Consider the following 18,946-nt stretch of genomic DNA (forward strand, 5'->3'; position numbering starts at 1 on the left):
GTGTTATTACACAAAGTGAGATTTGTCGCTCCCGTCCAGCCTGTGTATCTGAGATGGATCGGAAGTCCGGCGCGCTTTATACCATAAATCAGCGCCTGAAACCAACAATTGTTGGCGGTGTGTGCTGTCAATGATTCTCAATTTGGCAGCACCTGCGCCTGACTGATACCATTGACAACACTTAGACTAGTATTGTCGAAAAAATCGACACTGATGGACAGATTACATGGCTATCTCAATTAAGACACCTGAAGAAATTGAAAAGATGCGCGTCGCCGGTCGTCTGGCCGCCGAAGTGCTGGAAATGATCGAGCCGTACATCAAACCGGGTATCAGCACCGGCGAACTGGATCGTATCTGCAACGACTACATCGTGAATGAGCAGCAGGCCATTTCCGCCTGCCTCGGCTATCACGGCTTCCCGAAATCCGTCTGCATCTCACTGAACGAAGTGGTGTGCCACGGTATTCCGGATGACGAAAAACTGCTGAAAGATGGCGACATCGTTAACATCGACGTGACCGTCATTAAAGACGAATACCACGGCGACACCTCTAAGATGTTCATCGTCGGTAAACCGACCATTCTGGGCGAACGCCTGTGTAAAGTGACCCAGGAGAGCCTCTACCTGGCACTGAAGATGGTCAAACCTGGCATTCGCCTGCGCACCCTCGGCGCGGCGATCCAGAAGTTCGTTGAAGCCGAAGGCTTCTCCGTGGTACGCGAATACTGTGGTCATGGCATCGGTCGTGTCTTCCACGAAGAGCCACAGGTCCTGCATTATGATGCGGATGACAGCGGCGTGGTGCTGCAGGCGGGCATGACCTTCACCATCGAGCCGATGGTCAACGCAGGCGATTACCGTATTCGCACCATGAAAGACGGCTGGACGGTGAAAACCAAAGACAGAAGCTTGTCTGCTCAGTACGAGCATACTATTGTGGTGACAGACAACGGCTGCGAAATTCTGACGTTACGCAAGGATGACACCATCCCGGCGATACTCTCGCAAGACGCATGATAAGAAGCCGGCAAATGCCGGCTTTTTTAATGGCTATCGTTTTTTCTTATGGGTGGCGCGCAATGAGTAACCTTTTACCCGAGCAGTACGCCAATACGGCACTCCCCACCCTTCCCGGCCAGCCGGATAATCCCGGCGTCTGGCCGTCACCCGAGCTGACCTGTCCGGGTATCAAAGCGCATATCGACACGTTCCAGCGCTGGCTAGGCGACGCCTTTGACAGTGGGATCTCCGCCGAAGCGCTTATCGAAGCACGTACCGAGTTTATTGACCAGCTGCTGCAGCGGCTATGGATTGATTACGGCTTTGCTCAGCTAGGCGACGTGGCGCTGGTCGCCGTCGGCGGCTATGGCCGCGGCGAACTGCATCCCCTCTCGGATATTGATCTGCTGATCCTTAGCCGTAAAAAGCTGCCGGATGAACAGTCGCAAAAAATTGGCGAGCTGCTGACCTTACTGTGGGATGTGAAGCTCGAGGTCGGCCACAGCGTGCGCACACTTGAAGAGTGTCTGCTGGAGGGCTTATCCGATCTGACGGTCGCTACCAACCTGATTGAATCACGTCTGCTGATTGGCGACGTGGCCCTGTTACTGGAGCTGCAAAAACACATCTTCAGCGACGGGTTCTGGCCTTCGGAGACGTTTTTCGCCGCCAAGGTCGAAGAACAACAAACCCGCCACCAGCGCTATCACGGCACCAGCTATAACCTGGAGCCCGACATCAAAAGCAGCCCTGGTGGCCTGCGCGACATCCATACCCTGCAATGGGTGGCCCGCCGCCATTTTGGCGCCACCTCGCTGGATGAGATGGTCGGCTTTGGTTTTCTGACAGAAGCCGAACGAACCGAGTTAAATGAGTGCTTACACCTGCTGTGGCGCATCCGTTTTGCCCTGCATCTCGAAGTGACGCGCTACGACAACCGCCTGCTGTTCGATCGTCAGCTCAGCGTCGCCCAGCGTCTGCACTACCGCGGCGAAGGCAACGAACCGGTTGAGCAGATGATGAAAGACTTCTTTCGCGTCACTCGCCGGGTGGGTGAACTGAATCAGATGCTGTTGCAGCTGTTCGATGAGGCGATTCTGGCCCTGACGGCTGATGAAAAACCGCGCCCTATCGATGACGAATTTCAGCTGCGCGGCACCCTGATCGACCTGCGTGACGAGACGCTGTTCATCCGCAAGCCGGAAGCGATCCTGCGGATGTTCTACGCCATGGTGCGTAACAGCACCATCACCGGGATCTACTCCACGACATTGCGCCACCTGCGCCATGCTCGTCGCCATTTGACTCAGCCGTTATGCTATATCCCGGAAGCACGCTCGCTGTTTTTGAGCATGCTGCGCCACCCTGGTGCGGTCAGCCGCGGGTTACTGCCGATGCACCGTCACAGCGTGCTCTGGGCCTATATGCCCCAGTGGTCGCACATTGTCGGCCAGATGCAGTTTGACCTGTTCCATGCCTATACCGTCGATGAACATACCATCCGCGTCATGCTGAAGCTGGAGAGCTTCGCCAAAGAGGAGACGCGCAGCCGCCATCCGCTCTGCGTAGAGCTGTGGCCGCGCCTCACCAACCCGGAGCTGATCCTGATTGCCGCCCTGTTTCACGATATCGCTAAAGGCCGCGGGGGCGATCACTCCGTGCTGGGCGCAGAGGACATACTGAAATTTGCAGAGCTTCACGGGCTCAACTCGCGTGAAACCCAGCTGGTGGCGTGGCTGGTGCGCCACCACCTGTTGATGTCGGTCACGGCGCAGCGTCGTGACATTCAGGATCCCGAGGTCATCAAACAGTTCGCCGAAGCTGTCCAGACGGAGAATCGCCTGCGTTTTCTGGTTTGCCTGACGGTTGCGGACATCTGCGCGACCAACGAAACGCTGTGGAACAGCTGGAAGCAGAGCCTGCTGCGTGAGCTCTACTTTGCCACCGAGAAGCAGTTACGTCGCGGCATGGAGAATACGCCGGACATGCGCGAGCGCGTACGTCACCATCAGATGCAGGCCCTGGCGCTGTTGCGGATGGAAAATATCAACGAGGAGGCGCTGCATCTGATCTGGGCCCGCTGTCGCGCCAACTATTTTGTGCGCCACAGCGCTAACCAGTTGGCCTGGCACGCCCGTCATCTGCTGCAGCACGATCTGAGCAAGCCGCTGATCCTGCTCAGCCCGCAGGCAACGCGCGGCGGAACGGAGATTTTTATCTGGAGCCCTGACCGGCCTTATCTTTTCGCTGCGGTATGCGCTGAACTCGACAGGCGTAATCTCAGTGTTCATGACGCCCAGATCTTCACCACCCGCGACGGGATGGCGATGGACTCCTTTATTGTACTGGAACCGGACGGCAGCCCACTGTCAGCCGATCGTCACGAGCCGATTCGCTACGGGCTGGAGCAGGCGATCACTCAGCACAGCTGGCAGCCACCACAGCCGCGACGCCAGCCGGCCAAATTGCGCCATTTCACCGTCGATACCGAGGTCAATTTCCTGCCCACGCACACTGACCGAAAATCGTTCCTGGAGCTGATCGCCCTCGACCAGCCGGGTCTGCTGGCGCGGGTCGGGCAGGTTTTTGCCGACCTGGGAATTTCGCTGCATGGCGCCAGAATTACAACCATTGGCGAGCGAGTAGAAGATTTATTTATAATCGCCACAGCCGACCGCCGTGGCCTTAATAATGCGCTGCAGCTGGAAGTGCAACAACGGTTGACAGCAGCCCTCAATCCAAACGATAAAGGGTAGTGTTTTTTTTAATTGGAAAGAGTTTAACAATGCAGCAGTTACAGAACGTTATTGATTCCGCTTTTGAGCGTCGCGCCGAGATTACCCCGGCGAATGTGGATACCGTGACCCGTGAAGCGGTTAACCAGGTTATTTCTCTGCTGGATTCCGGCGCGCTGCGTGTAGCCGAAAAGATCGACGGTCAGTGGGTAACCCATCAGTGGCTGAAGAAAGCGGTACTGCTCTCTTTCCGTATTAACGATAACCAGGTTATCGACGGTGCGGAAAGCCGCTACTTCGATAAAGTGCCAATGAAATTCGCTAATTACGACGAAGCGCGTTTCCAGAAAGAAGGTTTCCGCGTGGTTCCACCGGCAGCCGTTCGTCAGGGTGCGTTTATCGCGCGTAACACCGTGCTGATGCCGTCCTACGTGAACATCGGCGCTTACGTTGACGAAGGCACCATGGTAGATACCTGGGCGACCGTTGGTTCTTGCGCGCAGATCGGTAAAAACGTCCACCTCTCCGGCGGCGTTGGCATCGGTGGCGTTCTGGAGCCGCTGCAGGCGAACCCAACCATCATCGAAGATAACTGCTTCATTGGCGCACGTTCCGAAGTGGTAGAAGGCGTGATCGTTGAAGAAGGCTCAGTGATCTCGATGGGTGTTTACATCGGCCAGAGCACTCGCATTTACGATCGCGAAACCGGTGAAGTGCATTATGGCCGTGTACCGGCAGGTTCCGTGGTGGTCTCCGGCAACCTGCCATCGAAAGATGGCAAATACAGCCTGTACTGCGCGGTTATCGTCAAGAAAGTGGACGCAAAAACCCGCGGTAAAGTGGGCATCAACGAACTGCTGCGCACCATCGATTAATCGGTTATAACAAAAAGCGGGGGCAACCCCGCTTTTTTTGTATCTGAGGGTGGCGAAAGTAGATTTTTTCGTGAATTATTCATGGGTTATGTTGAGATCAAGGGTACCGCTATGTACGATAATCTGAAAAGTCTGGGCATTACTAATCCTGATGAAATTGACCGTTACAGCCTCCGTCAGGAAGCCAATAACGATATCCTGAAAATCTATTTCCACAAGGATAAAGGCGAATTTTTCGCCAAGAGCGTAAAGTTTAAATACCCGCGCCAGCGTAAAACTGTCGTCGCCGATGGCGTCGGTCAGGGTTACAAAGAAGTGCAGGAAATCAGCCCCAATCTGCGCTACGTGATTGATGAACTGGATCAGATTTGTCAGCGCGATCGCACAGAGGTTGATCTTAAGCGTAAGATCCTTGATGACCTGCGTCATCTGGAAAGCGTCGTTACCCACAAGATCAGTGAAATTGAAGCCGATCTTGAGAAGTTGACCCGTAATAAATAAGTCGCGACTTCGGCCTTCTCGCGCAAGGAGAGGGTGTAAACACTAAAAACGGTAACCCAGGTTACCGTTTTGTTTTATCTACCGCTGTTCGTCTAACTGCAACGCAACATACAACAATAGTCTGTCGTCGAAATTCCCCAGATCCAGCCCCGTCAATTCCGAAATGCGGTTCAGGCGATATTCCAGCGTATTGCGATGAATAAACAGCGCCTTCGAAGTCGCCAGCGGCTGCACGTTGTGACGAAACCAGGCCTGCAGTGTACGACGCAACAGCCCGTTATTATCCATCGCTTTCAGGCGCACCAGCGGGCGCGCCAGCTCATTGGCCTGCCAGCCGCCGCGCAGGCTGTCGAGCAGCACCGGCAGCATCAAATCCTGATAAAAATAGCTGCGGTTCTCGGGCATACGCTGCTTGCCGACCATCATGGTGGTGCGGGCGGTACGCCACGAACGCGCGATGCTTCCTGGGCCGGTAAAATAGTTACCTAATGCCACCCGAAAGCGCAGTTGCCCGTTCTCTTTCATTCGCGCAATCAGCTGTTCGACCCGACGCCGATGATCTTCTGCATCCCAGCGCCCAAACGGGTTCAACGCCGGTTTCAGTACTACCATTTCGGTGAGTGAGACGATTGCCACCAGGTTGTTACGCTCCGGCGTGGCTAACGCATTCTGCAGTTGCTGCAGCTCGACCATGGCACTGTCGACGCCCAGCTGTCCGCTGTCGACCTCAATGACCGCCACCACGCGGGGCTGATTAAGGTCAATGCCCAGACGCTGCGCCCATTCAGTCAGCGCGGGAGTATGTTCTTCTGCCTGAATCAGGTTCATCACCAGCTCTTCACGCAGACGGCTGTCCTGCGCCAGCAGGTGCATCAGCCGAGATTGTTCCAGCATCATCTCGGCGGTCATGCACACCAGCTCACCGTATTTGCGCAGTGATTCCGGCTCGCCGGTCAGGCCGATCACTCCGACAATTTCGCCTTCCAGACGCAGCGGCAGGTTAATCCCCTGACGCACGCCGTGCAGATGCCGCGCCACCGCATCGTCGATGTCTACCACCCGCCCCTGAGAGAGCACCAGCAGCGCACCTTCGTGCAATTCCCCAATACGCTCGCGATCACCGCTGCCAATGATCCGCCCACGTGCATCCATTACGTTGATATTGGTATCGATGATGCGCATCGTTCGCGCCACGATATCCTGCGCCATTTTGGTATCAAGATGCCAGCCAGCCATATCGCCCTCCTCTGAGCAGAGCTCAAGCATAAGGAAGAATAGTCAACGCTGCATTGTGCGAATGCACAAACTGACGGGGAGAAGTATGGACTTGTGGAAGGGTTCACAGAATAGGAAAAAGCCCCTGCTTCCTGGCGGAAACAGGGGCTGAACAGATTACTGCATCAGCAGATAGAGCGAGGTATCGCCACGCTGAATATTCAGCGCCAGCACCGTCGGTTTGCTGTCGAGGATCTTACGCAGTTCAGCAATGTTTTTAATCGGCTGCTGGTTAGCACCAATAATCACATCGCCTTTCTTCAAGCCGATACGGGCAGCCGGGGTGTTAGCTTTGACGTTATTCACCGCCACGCCTTTGTCCTGGCCTTTGTTGCTCATATCCGCGCCTTCGATCCCCTGGAAGATGGTGCTGGAATCAACCTGATTCTGGCTGCTCTGCTGCAGTTCAAGGTTCACGGTAACCGGCTTACCTTCACGCAGCAGGCCCAGCGTCACTTTGCTGCCGACCGGCATCGAGCCTACTTCCGCACGTAGCGCCGCAAAGCTGCTGACCGGCTTGCCGTTCAGGGTGGTGATCACGTCACCGGCCTTGATCCCCGCTTTCGCCGCCGAAGAGTTTGGCATCACCTGGCTGACAAAGGCACCGCGCTGGGCATCCACCTTCATCGCTTTCGCCAGCTCGGAGTTCAGCTCGGTGCCGAGAATACCCAGCTCACCGCGTTTCACCTGACCAAACTCAACCATCTGCGCGGTCAGGTTTTTCACCATATTGCTCGGGATAGCAAAACCGATCCCGATATTGCCGCCGTCCGGGGCAAGAATCGCGGTATTAATCCCGATCAGCTCCCCGTTCAGGTTGACCAGTGCACCACCAGAGTTACCCCGGTTGATGGCGGCATCGGTCTGGATGAAGTTCTCGTAGTTTTCCGCATTCAGGCCGCTACGGCCCAGCGCGGAAACAATCCCGGAGGTAACCGTCTCGCCCAGGCCGAACGGGTTACCGATCGCCACGGTATAATCCCCCACGCGCAGGGCGTCGGAGTCGGCCAGCTTAATCGCCGTCAGGTTTTTCGGATCCTGAATCTGGATCAGCGCAATATCAGAGCGCGGATCTTTACCCACCATTTTGGCGTCAAGCTTACGCCCATCGCTCAGCTGCACTTTGATGCTGCTGGCGTTGTCCACCACGTGGTTGTTGGTGACGACATAGCCCTTAGCGGCGTCGATGATAACACCCGAGCCCAGCGCCATAAATTTCTGCTGCTGGCCGCCGCCGTTGCCGCCTTCATCCCCTGCTCCGCCACCCTGACAGAACGGCGAGCTCTGGAACGGCGAACCCTCCTGGCAGAACGGCGAATTATCGCCGAAGAACTGCTGGAAGTTACGCGGCATGCGCGGCGTATTGACGGTGGTACTGCCTTCCACGTTGATACTGACGACCGACGGCATGACTTTTTCTAACATCGGCGCCAGGCTGGGCATCTGCTGCGCGCTGCTCGCCGAAGACGCGGTCTCGGCTGCGATAGCAGACAGAGGAGACAGCGCTAAACCTAAACTTAAAGCCAGTGCACTCATTGCTAATGTGGTTTTTTTCATGTTTCTTAATCTCGATTTACAGGTCACGCACAATTGCTGTGTATATCAGATTCATTTCTTTGCACGAAGTTCCGGTATTAAGTTTCTGGAAAAAGTAAAAATTTATTGTTCGTCTTTACAAAACTCGGCCTTATTCCACCGCCATCAGCTTGCGGTATTCATCCCATGCATACAAATCGGTCATCCCGCTGATATAGTCCTGGATCAGACGACAGCGATAATAAAACTCAAGCACGGGCCAGTCAGGCTGCTGCCGGTCAAATTTGCGGACCGCTTCCACGTAGGCCAGACGATGGCGGGGAGAAAGTTTATGAAATAAGCGCGATTCAATCGGCAAGCGACGCACCCGCTCCTTTTCCACCAGCTCGCTAAAGGCCTCGACGGATAATTGTAGCAGCGGACTGTAGATGTCGAGCAAGCCGCTGATGACGCGATATCCCTGTAATTCAAGCTGCTCAACCTCCGGATGGCTGAAGACATGCCGCACAGCGACATTTTTATACAGTTCAAGAAGTTGGCTGTAGCTGCTGTCATCCTCAAGCAGCGCATGGTTAAATTCACCCTGATAAATCTGCGCCATATTGTCAATAAAACGCTCAGCGGCGTAAGGCACCAGCTTATTTAAAGTATTCACGCGCAAATACATAAAGAACTGATCTTCCGTACTGCGGCTCAGGGTATTGGAACGTGATTTTTCCCAGGCATTTTCGACCACCTGCGAGAACAGCGAGCCTTTCTTATGCGTTCCCCATGCATCATAAAGGTGCTGATAAAGTTCCTCGACGCTGAATATTCTTTTCTCGACGGCATCCTCCAGATCGGCTACGCAATAGGAAATGTCGTCCGCTGCTTCCATAATCCAGGTCAATGGAAAACGACCATGGGGCGTCAGGGAAAGTTCTTGACGCAGCCTGTCGATATAACTCTCTTCCGAGAAATAATAGCCGGGTTTCTTCATCAAATAATTATGCGTGGCGGGCGGTTCACCCTGCCACCATGCGGGACGGGTATATTTGAGGATGCAGCCCACCTGCGCCCAGGTGAGGTTCATGCGCATCAGCGAATGCACCAGACGGATGCCCTGGGCATTGCCTTCAAAGTGGCACAGATCCTGACGGACTTTGCGACGCAGATCGTTCAGCCCCTCTTCTCCTTCGCGCAGGCGCAAAGCCGGGATCGCACAGCGATCGCTACTCAGCGGCTGGCTGGCGGCATCCGAGGGAAACAGGCGCTGACGGAACCAGTCGTTGATCGCCGCTTCGCCAAAATGACCAAACGGCGGGTTGCCAATGTCGTGCATCAGGCACGCCATTTCGACAATGCTCTCAAACGGCCCGGTCAGTTCTCCCAGCCCGTAGGGTTCCAGCAGACGCTGCTCTTTCAGACGGCTCAAAATCTCTTTCGCGATATAGCGTCCCACCTGCTGCACTTCCAGCGAGTGGGTCAGGCGCGTGCGTACCGCGGCGTTACGTTCGAGGGGAAAGACCTGGGTTTTTTGCTGTAGACGACGGATCGCCGGGGAGTTGACGATACGTCCGCGGTCGCTTTCGAAGATCCTCAGGATCTCATGCTCGCTCTTATCCCCTTGTGGGGAGCGATAGCGACGGTGCCAGTTAATCTTGGTGCGAAAATCGATCTGTGTCATGTGCTCTCCCGCGCGGAAAATACGATTCCCCTAAAGCGCATGATAGACTATGCCTTCAAACATGGCACATCGCGAGTAAATCTATGAAAATCGGTATTATTGGAGCAATGGAAGAAGAAGTTACGCTGCTGCGTGACAAAATCGAAAACCGTCAGACCCTCTCTCTGGGCGGCTGTGAGATTTACACCGGCCTGCTGAACGGAACTGAAGTTGCTCTGCTGAGATCCGGTATCGGTAAAGTCTCTGCTGCACTGGGCGCAACACTGCTGCTGGAGCGCTGCAAACCGGACGTGATCGTCAATACCGGCTCTGCGGGTGGCCTGGCGCCAACGCTGAAAGTGGGCGATATCGTGGTGTCTGACGAAGCGCGCTATCACGATGCCGACGTCACCGCGTTCGGTTACGAGCTGGGCCAGCTTCCGGGCTGTCCGGCAGGCTTTAAAGCCGATGACCAGCTGATTGCCGCCGCTGAAAGCTGCATCACAGAGCTGAGCCTCAACGCCGTGCGCGGCCTGATTGTCAGCGGCGATGCGTTTATCAACGGTTCCGAAAACCTGGCGACAATCCGTCAAAACTTCCCTCAGGCCGTTGCCGTTGAAATGGAAGCCACCGCCATTGCCCATGTTTGCCATAACTTTAAGGTGCCGTTTGTGGTGGTTCGCGCCATCTCCGACGTGGCCGATCAGCAGTCTCACCTGAGCTTCGACGAGTTCCTCGTGGTTGCGGCCAAACAGTCCAGCCTGATGGTTGAGACACTGGTACAGAAACTGGCGCGTGGCTAAGCCCCTTTTCAGGGCGCTTATTGCGCTGTTTCTACTGACACCGGCGTGGCTTCTGGCCGCGCCGCGTGTTATCTCCCTCTCCCCTGCCAATACCGAACTGGCCTTTGCCGCCGGAATCACCCCTGTTGGCGTCAGCAGCTTTTCCGATTACCCTCCCGAAGCAGAGCACATCGAGCAGGTGGCAAGCTGGCAGGGTATGAACATCGAACGGATAGTAGCCCTGAAACCCGATCTGGTGCTGGCCTGGCGCGGCGGCAATGCGGAACGTCAGGTGAATCAGCTTTCATCGCTCGGCATCAAAGTACTCTGGATTGACGCCACCCGCGTCGAACAGGTCGCGCAAGCGCTGCGCGATCTCGCCCCCTGGAGCCCGACCCCTGAAAAGGCCCGGCTGGCCGCGCAGCAGCTGCTTGATGAGTTTACGGCCCTTAAAGCCCACTACGGCACACAGCCGAAAAAGCGCGTCTTCCTGCAGTTTGGCGAGCTCCCCTTATTCACTACCAGCCAGGGATCGCTGCAGCACCAGGTACTGGAAGTCTGTGGCGGAGAAAATATCTTTGCCGCCAGCAGCGTACCCTGGCCGCAGGTAAGCCGCGAACAGGTACTGGCGCGCCAGCCGCAGGCCATCGTCGTGGCCGGTTCTGCGGGCGACATTCCTCGAATCGAACGGTACTGGCAAAGTCAGTTAAAAATACCGGTGATTGCCCTTAAGAGTGACTGGTTTGAACGCGCAAGCCCGCGTATTATCCTCGCCGCAAAACAACTCTGCTCTGCGCTGTCGCAGAGCCACTAATTTCTCGAGGATTACGATGCTCGTTTATTGGCTGGATATTCTTGGCACAGCCGTTTTTGCCATTTCCGGCGTTTTGCTGGCCGGTAAATTACGCATGGATCCCTTTGGGGTGCTGGTACTGGGCGTGGTGACGGCCGTAGGGGGCGGGACCATCCGCGATATGGCGCTCGATCACGGCCCGGTATTTTGGGTCAGGGATCCCACCGATCTGGTGGTGGCGATGGTGACCTGCCTGCTGACCATTGTGCTGGTACGTCAGCCGCGTCGCCTGCCAAAATGGGTCCTGCCAGTATTGGATGCGGTCGGCCTGGCGGTGTTTGTCGGGATTGGCGTCAACAAAGCCTTTATGGCCGGTACCGGCCCGATGGTGGCTATCTGTATGGGCGTGCTGACCGGCGTGGGCGGCGGCATTATCCGCGATATTCTGGCGCGTGAAGTGCCGATGATCCTGCGAACGGAAATCTACGCAACGGCCTGCATTATCGGCGGGATAGTCCACGCCACGGCGTTCTACACCTTTGGCATTGAGCTCGAAACGGCGGCGATGATCGGGATGGTGGTGACGCTGGGGATTCGACTGGCGGCAATCCGCTGGCACTTAAAGCTGCCGACGTTTGCGCTGGATGAGAACGGCCGGTAATAAAGCAAAACGGTAACCTTAGAGTTACCGTTTTTAGTTTCAGCTCCCTCTCTTCTTAGGAGAGGGCTGGGGCAAGGGCACCCAGACCGCATCTTTAGATGCTGAACGACGAACCACACCCACAGGTGCTGGTCGCGTTCGGGTTGGTCACCACAAAGCGGGAACCTTCCAGCCCTTCGGTATAATCGACAGCCCCACCCACCAGATATTGCAGACTCATCGGGTCAACAACCAGTGAAACGCCCTGCTTCTCAATGGTCATATCACCGTCGTTAATCTGATCGTCAAAGGTGAAACCATACTGGAAGCCGCTGCAGCCGCCGCCAGTAATATACACGCGCAGTTTCAGGTCCGGATTGTCTTCGTCGGCAATCAGGGTTTTCACTTTACTGGCTGCTGCTTCTGTAAACTGCAACGGCAGCGCTACGTCATCACTCATCTTATGCTCCCATGAATACTACCAGTGGGCAAAAATCACCCAATGCTTATTGTCATTATCTAATACCCTGGTAATCCAATCAAGTATTCTGCTTCGCCAGGGTGCGGGCAAGGATCGTGGAGTATAGCGGTTTTCCACCCAGGAATTGGGCTAATAGTGTCGCGCCAAGGCAAGTAATGATCATTGGCAAAATGAGCTGATAATTATCGGTCATTTCCAGTACCAGCACGATGCCAGTTAACGGCGCACGCAACGACGCCGCCAGCAGTGCCCCCATCCCGGCAATGGCAAAGGTGCCTGCATCAAGGTGATAGGCCGGAAAACCCACCGTAGCCGCCATACCAAAGGCCGACCCCAGCAAAGTGCCTAACGCCAGCATCGGGGCAAAGATCCCGCCCGGCGCACCGGAAGAAAAGCACAGCAGCGTTGTCGCCACCCGGACGATAAACAGCACCAGCAGCAGGCTCACGCTAAAATTCCCGGCCGTAGCGATCGGGATAAGATTAAACCCGCCGCCTGCGGCCTCGGGCAGGATCATCCCCAGCACGCCACACATGCCGCCCAGTAGCCCGCCGACCAGCACCCATTTTGTCGTATTCCCACCATGAATGCGCTGAAACAGATCCTGAGTCCGCAGTATAAGGGTGTTAAACAGCGGCCCCACTACGCCAAAAATCATGCCGAGGATCAGATACAACCAGAGGGTGTTTACCGGGGCATTGCTGAGCTTGCCGACCTCGATCACCGCCGCTTCGCCATTGAACAGGCGGAAAACGATGCTCGACATGATAACGCCCGTAAATACCGCTTTAATCGAGATCAGGCTATAGCGAAACTGCGCGCGCATCTCTTCGATGATAAACAGGATCCCCGCCAGCGGGGCGTTAAAGGCGGCTGACAGCCCCGCCGCGGCCCCCGTGGCCAGCAGGGTATGCCGGGCTTCGGCGCTGCGCATACGAAACAGATCCCCCACCATGCGCCCAATATTGCCGCCGATCTGTACCGTCGGCCCTTCACGGCCCAGCACCATGCCCGCGCCGAGCGTGCCCATCCCACCAATAAATTTCACCGGCAGCACCCGCCACCAGCGCACCGGCCGCAGCTCTTCCAGCGCACCTTCAATCTCAGGAATACCCGACCCGCCCGCCTCCGGGGCATATTTACGCACCAGAAAGTAGCCCATCATCGCCAGCAGGGCAGACAGTAAAAAGGCCATCGGCCAGACCAGCAGCGGACGATCCGCCCAACCCGCCAGCGTGCCGACACGCCAGTACAGCACCGCATTGACGGCTTTTTCAAAAGCCACGCCAACCAACCCTGCGAGCGTGCCGACCAGCGCGGCCATCAGCAGGATGGCCAGCGGTGTTTTATCCCGGTTCAGCAGACGGCGGATCCTGACTCTGCGCCAGAGCCGCGCATGTTGCTGCATTTCATAAGAGGGAGCGTCAGTTTTCATCAGATAATCAATTATGAGTATGTCAGGGAAAGAACGGCATTTTAAAGGCCAGCGCCGCCCGCGTCGCAACAATTTAATTAATGAATAGTAGGTTTAAAGTGCGCAAAGGTGCATAACCCGGCGCGAATCACTTAGAATAGCGAGCTACATTCTTTTCCCGAAACCAGGAACGACGCCATGAGCAAGTCTGAAACTCTTTACAGCGCGGCCCGCGAACTTATCCCTGGCGGTGTGAACTCCCCCGTACGTGCTTTTACCGGCGTGGGCGGTACACCGCTGTTTATCGAACGTGCCGATGGCGCGTACCTGTACGATGTGGATGGCAAAGCCTATATCGACTACGTCGGCTCCTGGGGCCCGATGGTGCTTGGCCATAACCACCCGAGTATCCGCAATGCGGTGATTGAAGCAGCCCAGCGCGGCCTGAGCTTCGGCGCGCCAACCGAGATGGAAGTGAAAATGGCCGCGCTGGTGACCGAACTGGTGCCGACCATGGATATGGTGCGCATGGTGAACTCCGGTACCGAAGCGACCATGAGCGCCATCCGTCTGGCCCGTGGCTTTACCGGTCGCGATAAAATCATCAAGTTCGAAGGCTGCTACCACGGCCACGCCGACTGCCTGCTGGTGAAAGCCGGCTCGGGTGCGCTGACCCTCGGCCAGCCGAACTCCCCGGGCGTACCGGCAGACTTCGCGAAGCATACCCTGACCTGTACCTATAACGATCTGGACTCCGTGCGCGCCGCTTTCGAGCAGTATCCGCAGGAGATCGCTTGCATTATCGTTGAGCCGGTGGCGGGCAACATGAACTGCATCCCGCCGCAGCCGGGCTTCCTGCAGGGTCTGCGTGCCCTGTGCGACGAGTTTAATGCGCTGCTGATTATCGACGAAGTGATGACAGGTTTCCGCGTCGCACTGGCGGGTGCGCAGGCGTATTACGACGTGGTGCCGGACCTGACCTGCCTTGGCAAAATCATCGGCGGCGGTATGCCGGTAGGCGCGTTTGGCGGGCGTAAAGAGGTGATGGATGCGCTGGCCCCAACCGGTCCGGTGTATCAGGCGGGTACGCTGTCGGGTAACCCGATTGCCATGGCCGCCGGGTTTGCCTGCTTGAACGAAGTGGCGCAGCCGGGTATTCATACCACCTTGACTGAGCGTACCACCCAACTGGCCAACGGTCTGCTGGAGGCTGCAGAAGATACTGGTATTCCGCTGGTGGTAAACCACGTTGGCGGCATGTTCGGCATCTTCTTCACCGAAGCCAAAACCGTGACCAGCTATCAGGATGTAGTGAAGTGCGACGTTGAGCGCTTCAAGCGCTTCTTCCACCTGATGCTGGAAGAGGGTGTCTATCTGGCACCGTCGGCGTTCGAGGCAGGCTTTATGTCGGTCGCGCACAGCGAAGAGGATATCAACACTACTCTCGACGCGGCGCGTAAGGTGTTTGCCAAGCTCTGATAACGTTGTTTGCCGGCTGCGGCATGATGCCCTCACCCCGGCCCTCTCCCACAGGGAGAGGGAGAAAACACCAAAAACGGCAACCAGATGGTTGCCGTTTTGCATTTGTTACCGGCTCTGCTTACGCAGCAGATAGATAAAGTACGGCGCACCGATAAAGGTCGACAGCAGCCCTGCCGGGATCTGATACGGGAACAGCACCATCCGTCCGCACCAGTCGGCAAACACCAGCAGTATTCCCCCGGTTAACGCCGACATCACCATGTGCGGCATCGTCCGACGAAAACCCATCATCCGCGCAATATGTGGCGCCATCAGGCCGATAAAGCTCAGCGGGCCAATGGTCAGGGTGGCGGTCGCGGTCAGACAGGCCGCCAGCAGCAGCAGACCGATACGCGAGGTGCTCAGCGCCATCCCCACCGAACGGGCTGTATCGCCCCCCAGCGGCAGCACCGTTAACCAGCGACGGCACAGGGGAACAATCGCCAGCAGGACGATCATCGCGATGCCGGTGCGCACTACCTGCTCGGTGGTGGCGTTATAGGTTGAACCGGAAATCCAGGTCAGAATCTGCGCCATCCGCGGATCGCCGCTGGCCTGCAGCATCATCAGCAGCATGGTGAAGGCGGTACTTAACGCCATCCCCGCCAGCAACATCCGATGTGGCGAGAATCCACCGCGCCCGGCGGCAATCATGATGATCAGCAGCGTCACCGCCGCGCCGATACTGCCCGCTGGCATCAGCCAGCCGAAGGCATTCCCCGGCACAAAGAACAGCATCAGCACCACGCCAAACGCCGCACCGGAGCTGATCCCCAGCACTTCCGGGCTCGCCATTGGGTTGCCGGTCAGGCGCTGAATAATGCACCCCGCCACTGCCAGCATCACCCCGGCGATCAGCGCGGCAAAAATACGCGGCGCGCGCCACGGCATCAGCTCGTCGAGCATCGTCCCGCTCGCCCAGTGCCAGCCCTGCGCATCGCGACCAAACGTCAGCGCGGCTATCACCGCCAGCAACAGTACCGCCCCGCCCGCCAGCGCATACCCGAGGACATGCTGACGCTCCGCACTCACTTTATCCCCGCCGTTCATGGCCGGGGTATTCATGCTGCGCAGGCGCGGCAGCAGCCACAGCAGCAGCGGTGCACCAATCAGCGCCGTCACTGAACCGGTCGAGACTTCCATCCACACCCGCGTCAGCCAGAGGATCACCTGATCGGAGAGCCAGAGGATCAGCGCCCCAATCAGCGGGGCCAGGATCAGGCGGGATAGCAAGCGTCGCGCACCGAGCATTTTTGCCAGCAGTGGCGCAAACAGGCCGATAAAACCAATAATGCCGACCGCATTGACCAGCAGGGCGCTGATGACAATCGCCAGCGTTAACGCCGCCAGCCGCGCCAGCGACAGCGCCAGCCCGAGGTTGCGCGCCACGCCGTCATCCAGCCCCATTAAGGTCAGCGGGCGCAGCAGCAGCAGGGTCAGCAGCACGCCACCAAGTAGCTGTGGCCACAGGCGCTGAACGATACTCCAGTCGGTCTGCGTCAGCGTCCCGGTGCTCCACAGGAACATGCTCTGGAGCTGATCGTGATGGAAGATGACCAACAGCTGATTGACCGCGCCGCAGTACAGGCTCACCACCAGCCCCGCGAGGATCAGCGTCACCGGCGACAGGCGCTTGCCCCACGCCACGCCAAACACAATTGCCCCCACCACGCAGGCACCCACCAACGCCGCAAACTGCGGTGCCAGCGCGCCCGGCAGCGACCACAGGGTGATGATGGTCATCCCCAGTTGAGCCCCGGTTGCCACGCCAAGGGTGGTCGGCTCCGCCAGCGGATTACGCAGCACCTGCTGGAAAAGCACCCCCACCAGCCCAAGGCCTGCCCCCACCAGCAGCGAGATCGCCAGTCGTGGCATCAGGCTGTAGTGGAACAGCATCTGCTGAATATTGTCGATATCAGGGGCAACTAACGCGCTGCTCCACTGCGCGCGCGGCAGGGCCAGATTGAGATTAGACCAGGTCAAACCCAGCGCCAGAACCAACAGCGCGGCCATTAGCAGCGCCGGGAACAGGGCTATCCGTGATTTCATGCCTGACCTCCCAGCGCATTATCCAGCACGCGGGCAAAGTGCATCGCCGACAGCGTTGCCCCGTAGAACCACACCGCAGGCACGCGCTTCACGCGCTGCTGGCGAACAAACGGCATCGCCTGCCACAGCGGCGTCGCCATTAGGGCCTGCATTTCACGCTCGTTGCCGTGGTCGAAACAGAGCACGTCCACATCGCGGAACATGGCCAGACGATCGATCCCCACTGCGGTACTGCCCCAGAAGGTCATCTCCCCTTCCCAGGCGTTTTTAATGCCATAGCGATCCAGCACTTCCTGGAACAGGCAGTTATTGCCAAACACCAGCATATGACGCGCGTCGAGCAGAGTAACCATCAGCAGCGGGCGATCGCCCCGGCCTGCAAAACGCGGCTTGAAGCTGTCAATCACACTGTCGAAATGATCGAGATGCGAGCGGGCGGCCGCGTCCATATTCAGCAGTTGCGCCATCTCGGTTAAGGATTTGCGGGCATTAGCCAGCGGTTTTTTGCCGTCGCTAAAGGCGAACCCACGCCCCGGTGCAATCCGCGCCAGCTTCTCTTCCGACGGGCCATAGCCCGCCGACCACACCAGGTAAGAGGGTTTCATCTGGGTCAGCAGTTCGAGATTGGGTTCGGTACGCAGGCCGATATCGATAACCGACGCGGGCAGACGAGGTTCGTTCACCCACAGGGTGTAGTTGGGAATATCGGCCACGCCGTAGGGGGTGACGCCGAGCGCCAGCAGCAGTTCAACCGGCAGCCACTCGAGGGCCACAATACGATGCGGATCGATGGCGGCGGCATGCGCCGTGCCCATTTTCCACAGCAGCGGCGAAAGCGCCATAGCCGTCAACAGCCGACGGCGGCTAATCAGTAAATCAGACATCAATAGACAAAGCTCACCGGCGCCGCACCGGCCGGATGCGGCAGAATTCCCATCGGAATTCCGTAAATGTGTTCCAGCGTGTCACTGCGCATCAGCTCAGCAGGCGTGCCCTGGGCTATCATCTCACCGCCGCGCAATGCCACCAGATAATCGCAGTAACGCGCCGCCATGTTGATATCGTGCAGCACGGCAATCACCGTTAATCCGCGCTGCTGGCTTAAGCGGTGCACCAGCGCCAGCACGTCCACCTGATGGGCAATGTCCAGCGCCGAGGTGGGTTCATCCAGCAGTAAGCAGCGGCTGTCCTGCGCCACCAGCATGGCGATCCATGCGCGCTGGCGCTCGCCACCGGAAAGACTGTCCACCAGACGATGGGCCAACGGCTTGAGCCCCACCAGCGAAATGGCTTCTTCCACTTTCTCACGGTCGGCGACGCCAAAACGCCCTAACGCGCCATGCCAGGGATAACGCCCAATCGCCACCAGTTCCCGTACGGTCATTCCTTCCGCCTGCGGCAACTGCTGTGGCAGATAAGCCACTTTGCGCGCAAATGCCTTGCTGTTCCAGCTCTCCAGCGGCTGTCCGTCCAGCAGAATATCCCCTTCTGACGGCGGCTGATGACGGCCGAGCATTTTCAGTAAGGTGGATTTGCCGGAGCCGTTATGGCCGATAAGGCCTGTGACTTTGCCTGCGGGGAAGGTCAGCGAAAGCGGATGCAGCAGCGTGCGTCCGGGAACACGAAAGGAAGTACCGTCTAGCGCAAAGGTGGTGTCAGATTGCGGTTTGTTATCCTGCATGGTGGCCAACTTAAG

16 protein-coding genes are annotated in these 18,946 nt (G+C 57.4%); 8 read left to right on the plus strand and 8 right to left on the minus strand.

Annotation, left to right across the window (positions count from 1 at the left end; translation table 11 throughout):
* Nucleotides 1-226: 226 nt before the first annotated feature.
* From map to M8014_RS10330, 4 genes are all read left to right on the plus strand, one after another.
* The gene (gene map, locus M8014_RS10315; protein WP_271282381.1) at nucleotides 227-1,021 is read left to right on the plus strand and encodes a type I methionyl aminopeptidase; all 795 of its coding nucleotides are present in this window, start codon (nucleotides 227-229) and stop codon (nucleotides 1,019-1,021) included.
* A gap of 62 nt (nucleotides 1,022-1,083) precedes the next feature.
* Entirely contained in the window at nucleotides 1,084-3,759 is a 2,676-nt protein-coding gene (gene glnD, locus M8014_RS10320; protein ID WP_271282382.1) for a bifunctional uridylyltransferase/uridylyl-removing protein GlnD, read from the plus strand.
* 29 nt (nucleotides 3,760-3,788) lie between these two features.
* The gene (gene dapD / locus M8014_RS10325; protein WP_271282383.1) at nucleotides 3,789-4,613 is read left to right on the plus strand and encodes a 2,3,4,5-tetrahydropyridine-2,6-dicarboxylate N-succinyltransferase; all 825 of its coding nucleotides are present in this window, start codon (nucleotides 3,789-3,791) and stop codon (nucleotides 4,611-4,613) included.
* 111 nt (nucleotides 4,614-4,724) lie between these two features.
* On the plus strand, nucleotides 4,725-5,114 hold the full coding sequence (locus M8014_RS10330) for a DUF3461 family protein (protein ID WP_012016111.1): 390 nt from the start codon (nucleotides 4,725-4,727) through the stop codon (nucleotides 5,112-5,114).
* A gap of 78 nt (nucleotides 5,115-5,192) precedes the next feature.
* Here M8014_RS10330 and cdaR read toward each other — a convergent pair whose 3' ends face one another.
* The 3 genes from cdaR to dgt all read right to left on the minus strand — a co-directional run bounded on the left by cdaR (nucleotide 5,193) and on the right by dgt (nucleotide 9,591).
* A complete protein-coding gene (cdaR, locus tag M8014_RS10335) occupies nucleotides 5,193-6,350 on the minus strand; it encodes a DNA-binding transcriptional regulator CdaR (protein ID WP_271282384.1) in 1,158 nt (385 codons plus the stop codon).
* Nucleotides 6,351-6,506: 156 nt separating this feature from the next.
* Nucleotides 6,507-7,946, minus strand: coding sequence for a serine endoprotease DegP (degP, locus tag M8014_RS10340; protein WP_271282385.1), 1,440 nt, complete (start codon nucleotides 7,944-7,946; stop codon nucleotides 6,507-6,509).
* Between the two features lie 130 nt (nucleotides 7,947-8,076).
* Entirely contained in the window at nucleotides 8,077-9,591 is a 1,515-nt protein-coding gene (dgt, locus tag M8014_RS10345) for a dGTPase (protein ID WP_271282386.1), read from the minus strand.
* 83 nt (nucleotides 9,592-9,674) lie between these two features.
* Here dgt and mtnN point away from each other — a divergent pair, with 83 nt between their 5' ends.
* Genes mtnN through M8014_RS10360 form a run of 3 tightly spaced genes read left to right on the plus strand, consistent with a single transcriptional unit; the run spans nucleotide 9,675 to nucleotide 11,806 of the window.
* Nucleotides 9,675-10,373 carry a 5'-methylthioadenosine/S-adenosylhomocysteine nucleosidase gene (gene mtnN / locus M8014_RS10350; RefSeq protein ID WP_271282387.1) on the plus strand — a complete coding sequence of 233 codons (699 nt, stop codon included), beginning with the start codon at nucleotides 9,675-9,677 and terminating at the stop codon, nucleotides 10,371-10,373.
* Nucleotides 10,366-11,166 (plus strand): vitamin B12 ABC transporter substrate-binding protein BtuF, encoded by an 801-nt coding sequence (gene btuF, locus M8014_RS10355; protein ID WP_271282388.1) that lies wholly within the window; start codon nucleotides 10,366-10,368, stop codon nucleotides 11,164-11,166. The genes mtnN and btuF overlap by 8 nt, the downstream gene beginning before the upstream one ends.
* A gap of 16 nt (nucleotides 11,167-11,182) precedes the next feature.
* Nucleotides 11,183-11,806 carry a TRIC cation channel family protein gene (locus tag M8014_RS10360; RefSeq protein WP_271282389.1) on the plus strand — a complete coding sequence of 208 codons (624 nt, stop codon included), beginning with the start codon at nucleotides 11,183-11,185 and terminating at the stop codon, nucleotides 11,804-11,806.
* Nucleotides 11,807-11,900: 94 nt separating this feature from the next.
* Here the strand turns inward: M8014_RS10360 and erpA are convergent, their stop codons facing one another.
* Nucleotides 11,901-12,245, minus strand: a complete 345-nt coding sequence (erpA, locus tag M8014_RS10365) for an iron-sulfur cluster insertion protein ErpA (RefSeq protein WP_271282390.1) — start codon at nucleotides 12,243-12,245, stop codon at nucleotides 11,901-11,903.
* Nucleotides 12,246-12,324: 79 nt separating this feature from the next.
* Nucleotides 12,325-13,701, minus strand: coding sequence for a H(+)/Cl(-) exchange transporter ClcA (gene clcA, locus M8014_RS10370; RefSeq protein ID WP_271282391.1), 1,377 nt, complete (start codon nucleotides 13,699-13,701; stop codon nucleotides 12,325-12,327).
* Nucleotides 13,702-13,878: 177 nt separating this feature from the next.
* On the opposite strand from clcA, the gene hemL reads away from it, so the two are divergent.
* Nucleotides 13,879-15,159, plus strand: a complete 1,281-nt coding sequence (gene hemL, locus M8014_RS10375) for a glutamate-1-semialdehyde 2,1-aminomutase (RefSeq protein WP_271282392.1) — start codon at nucleotides 13,879-13,881, stop codon at nucleotides 15,157-15,159.
* Between the two features lie 108 nt (nucleotides 15,160-15,267).
* On the opposite strand, the gene fhuB is transcribed toward hemL, so the two are convergent.
* From fhuB to fhuC, 3 genes are read right to left on the minus strand one after another with little or no spacing between them, the layout of a single operon-like run.
* Nucleotides 15,268-17,250: a Fe(3+)-hydroxamate ABC transporter permease FhuB gene (gene fhuB, locus M8014_RS10380; protein WP_271282393.1), complete on the minus strand. Its 1,983-nt coding sequence runs from the start codon at nucleotides 17,248-17,250 to the stop codon at nucleotides 15,268-15,270.
* Complete coding sequence (gene fhuD / locus M8014_RS10385) at nucleotides 17,247-18,134, minus strand: Fe(3+)-hydroxamate ABC transporter substrate-binding protein FhuD (protein ID WP_418939606.1); 888 nt, start codon at nucleotides 18,132-18,134, stop codon at nucleotides 17,247-17,249. Before fhuD ends, fhuB begins: the two co-directional genes overlap by 4 nt.
* Nucleotides 18,134-18,931, minus strand: a complete 798-nt coding sequence (gene fhuC, locus M8014_RS10390; RefSeq protein ID WP_271282395.1) for a Fe3+-hydroxamate ABC transporter ATP-binding protein FhuC — start codon at nucleotides 18,929-18,931, stop codon at nucleotides 18,134-18,136. Before fhuC ends, fhuD begins: the two co-directional genes overlap by 1 nt.
* Nucleotides 18,932-18,946 lie beyond the last annotated feature (15 nt).

It is taken from the genome of Silvania hatchlandensis (assembly GCF_025564065.1).
Taxonomy (GTDB): domain Bacteria; phylum Pseudomonadota; class Gammaproteobacteria; order Enterobacterales; family Enterobacteriaceae; genus Enterobacter; species Enterobacter hatchlandensis.

Bases quoted from the DNA above. Each gene is read 5' to 3' on its own strand.
- mtnN (WP_271282387.1), top strand. From the start codon at position 9,675: ATGAAAATCGGTATTATTGGAGCAATGGAAGAAGAAGTTACGCTGCTG.
- glnD (WP_271282382.1), top strand. From the start codon at position 1,084: ATGAGTAACCTTTTACCCGAGCAGTACGCCAATACGGCACTCCCCACC.
- M8014_RS10330 (WP_012016111.1), top strand. From the start codon at position 4,725: ATGTACGATAATCTGAAAAGTCTGGGCATTACTAATCCTGATGAAATT.
- map (WP_271282381.1), top strand. From the start codon at position 227: ATGGCTATCTCAATTAAGACACCTGAAGAAATTGAAAAGATGCGCGTC.
- degP (WP_271282385.1), bottom strand. From the start codon at position 7,946: ATGAAAAAAACCACATTAGCAATGAGTGCACTGGCTTTAAGTTTAGGT.
- fhuD (WP_418939606.1), bottom strand. From the start codon at position 18,134: ATGTCTGATTTACTGATTAGCCGCCGTCGGCTGTTGACGGCTATGGCG.
- erpA (WP_271282390.1), bottom strand. From the start codon at position 12,245: ATGAGTGATGACGTAGCGCTGCCGTTGCAGTTTACAGAAGCAGCAGCC.
- hemL (WP_271282392.1), top strand. From the start codon at position 13,879: ATGAGCAAGTCTGAAACTCTTTACAGCGCGGCCCGCGAACTTATCCCT.
- fhuB (WP_271282393.1), bottom strand. From the start codon at position 17,250: ATGAAATCACGGATAGCCCTGTTCCCGGCGCTGCTAATGGCCGCGCTG.
- dapD (WP_271282383.1), top strand. From the start codon at position 3,789: ATGCAGCAGTTACAGAACGTTATTGATTCCGCTTTTGAGCGTCGCGCC.
- fhuC (WP_271282395.1), bottom strand. From the start codon at position 18,931: ATGCAGGATAACAAACCGCAATCTGACACCACCTTTGCGCTAGACGGT.
- dgt (WP_271282386.1), bottom strand. From the start codon at position 9,591: ATGACACAGATCGATTTTCGCACCAAGATTAACTGGCACCGTCGCTAT.
- cdaR (WP_271282384.1), bottom strand. From the start codon at position 6,350: ATGGCTGGCTGGCATCTTGATACCAAAATGGCGCAGGATATCGTGGCG.
- clcA (WP_271282391.1), bottom strand. From the start codon at position 13,701: ATGAAAACTGACGCTCCCTCTTATGAAATGCAGCAACATGCGCGGCTC.
- M8014_RS10360 (WP_271282389.1), top strand. From the start codon at position 11,183: ATGCTCGTTTATTGGCTGGATATTCTTGGCACAGCCGTTTTTGCCATT.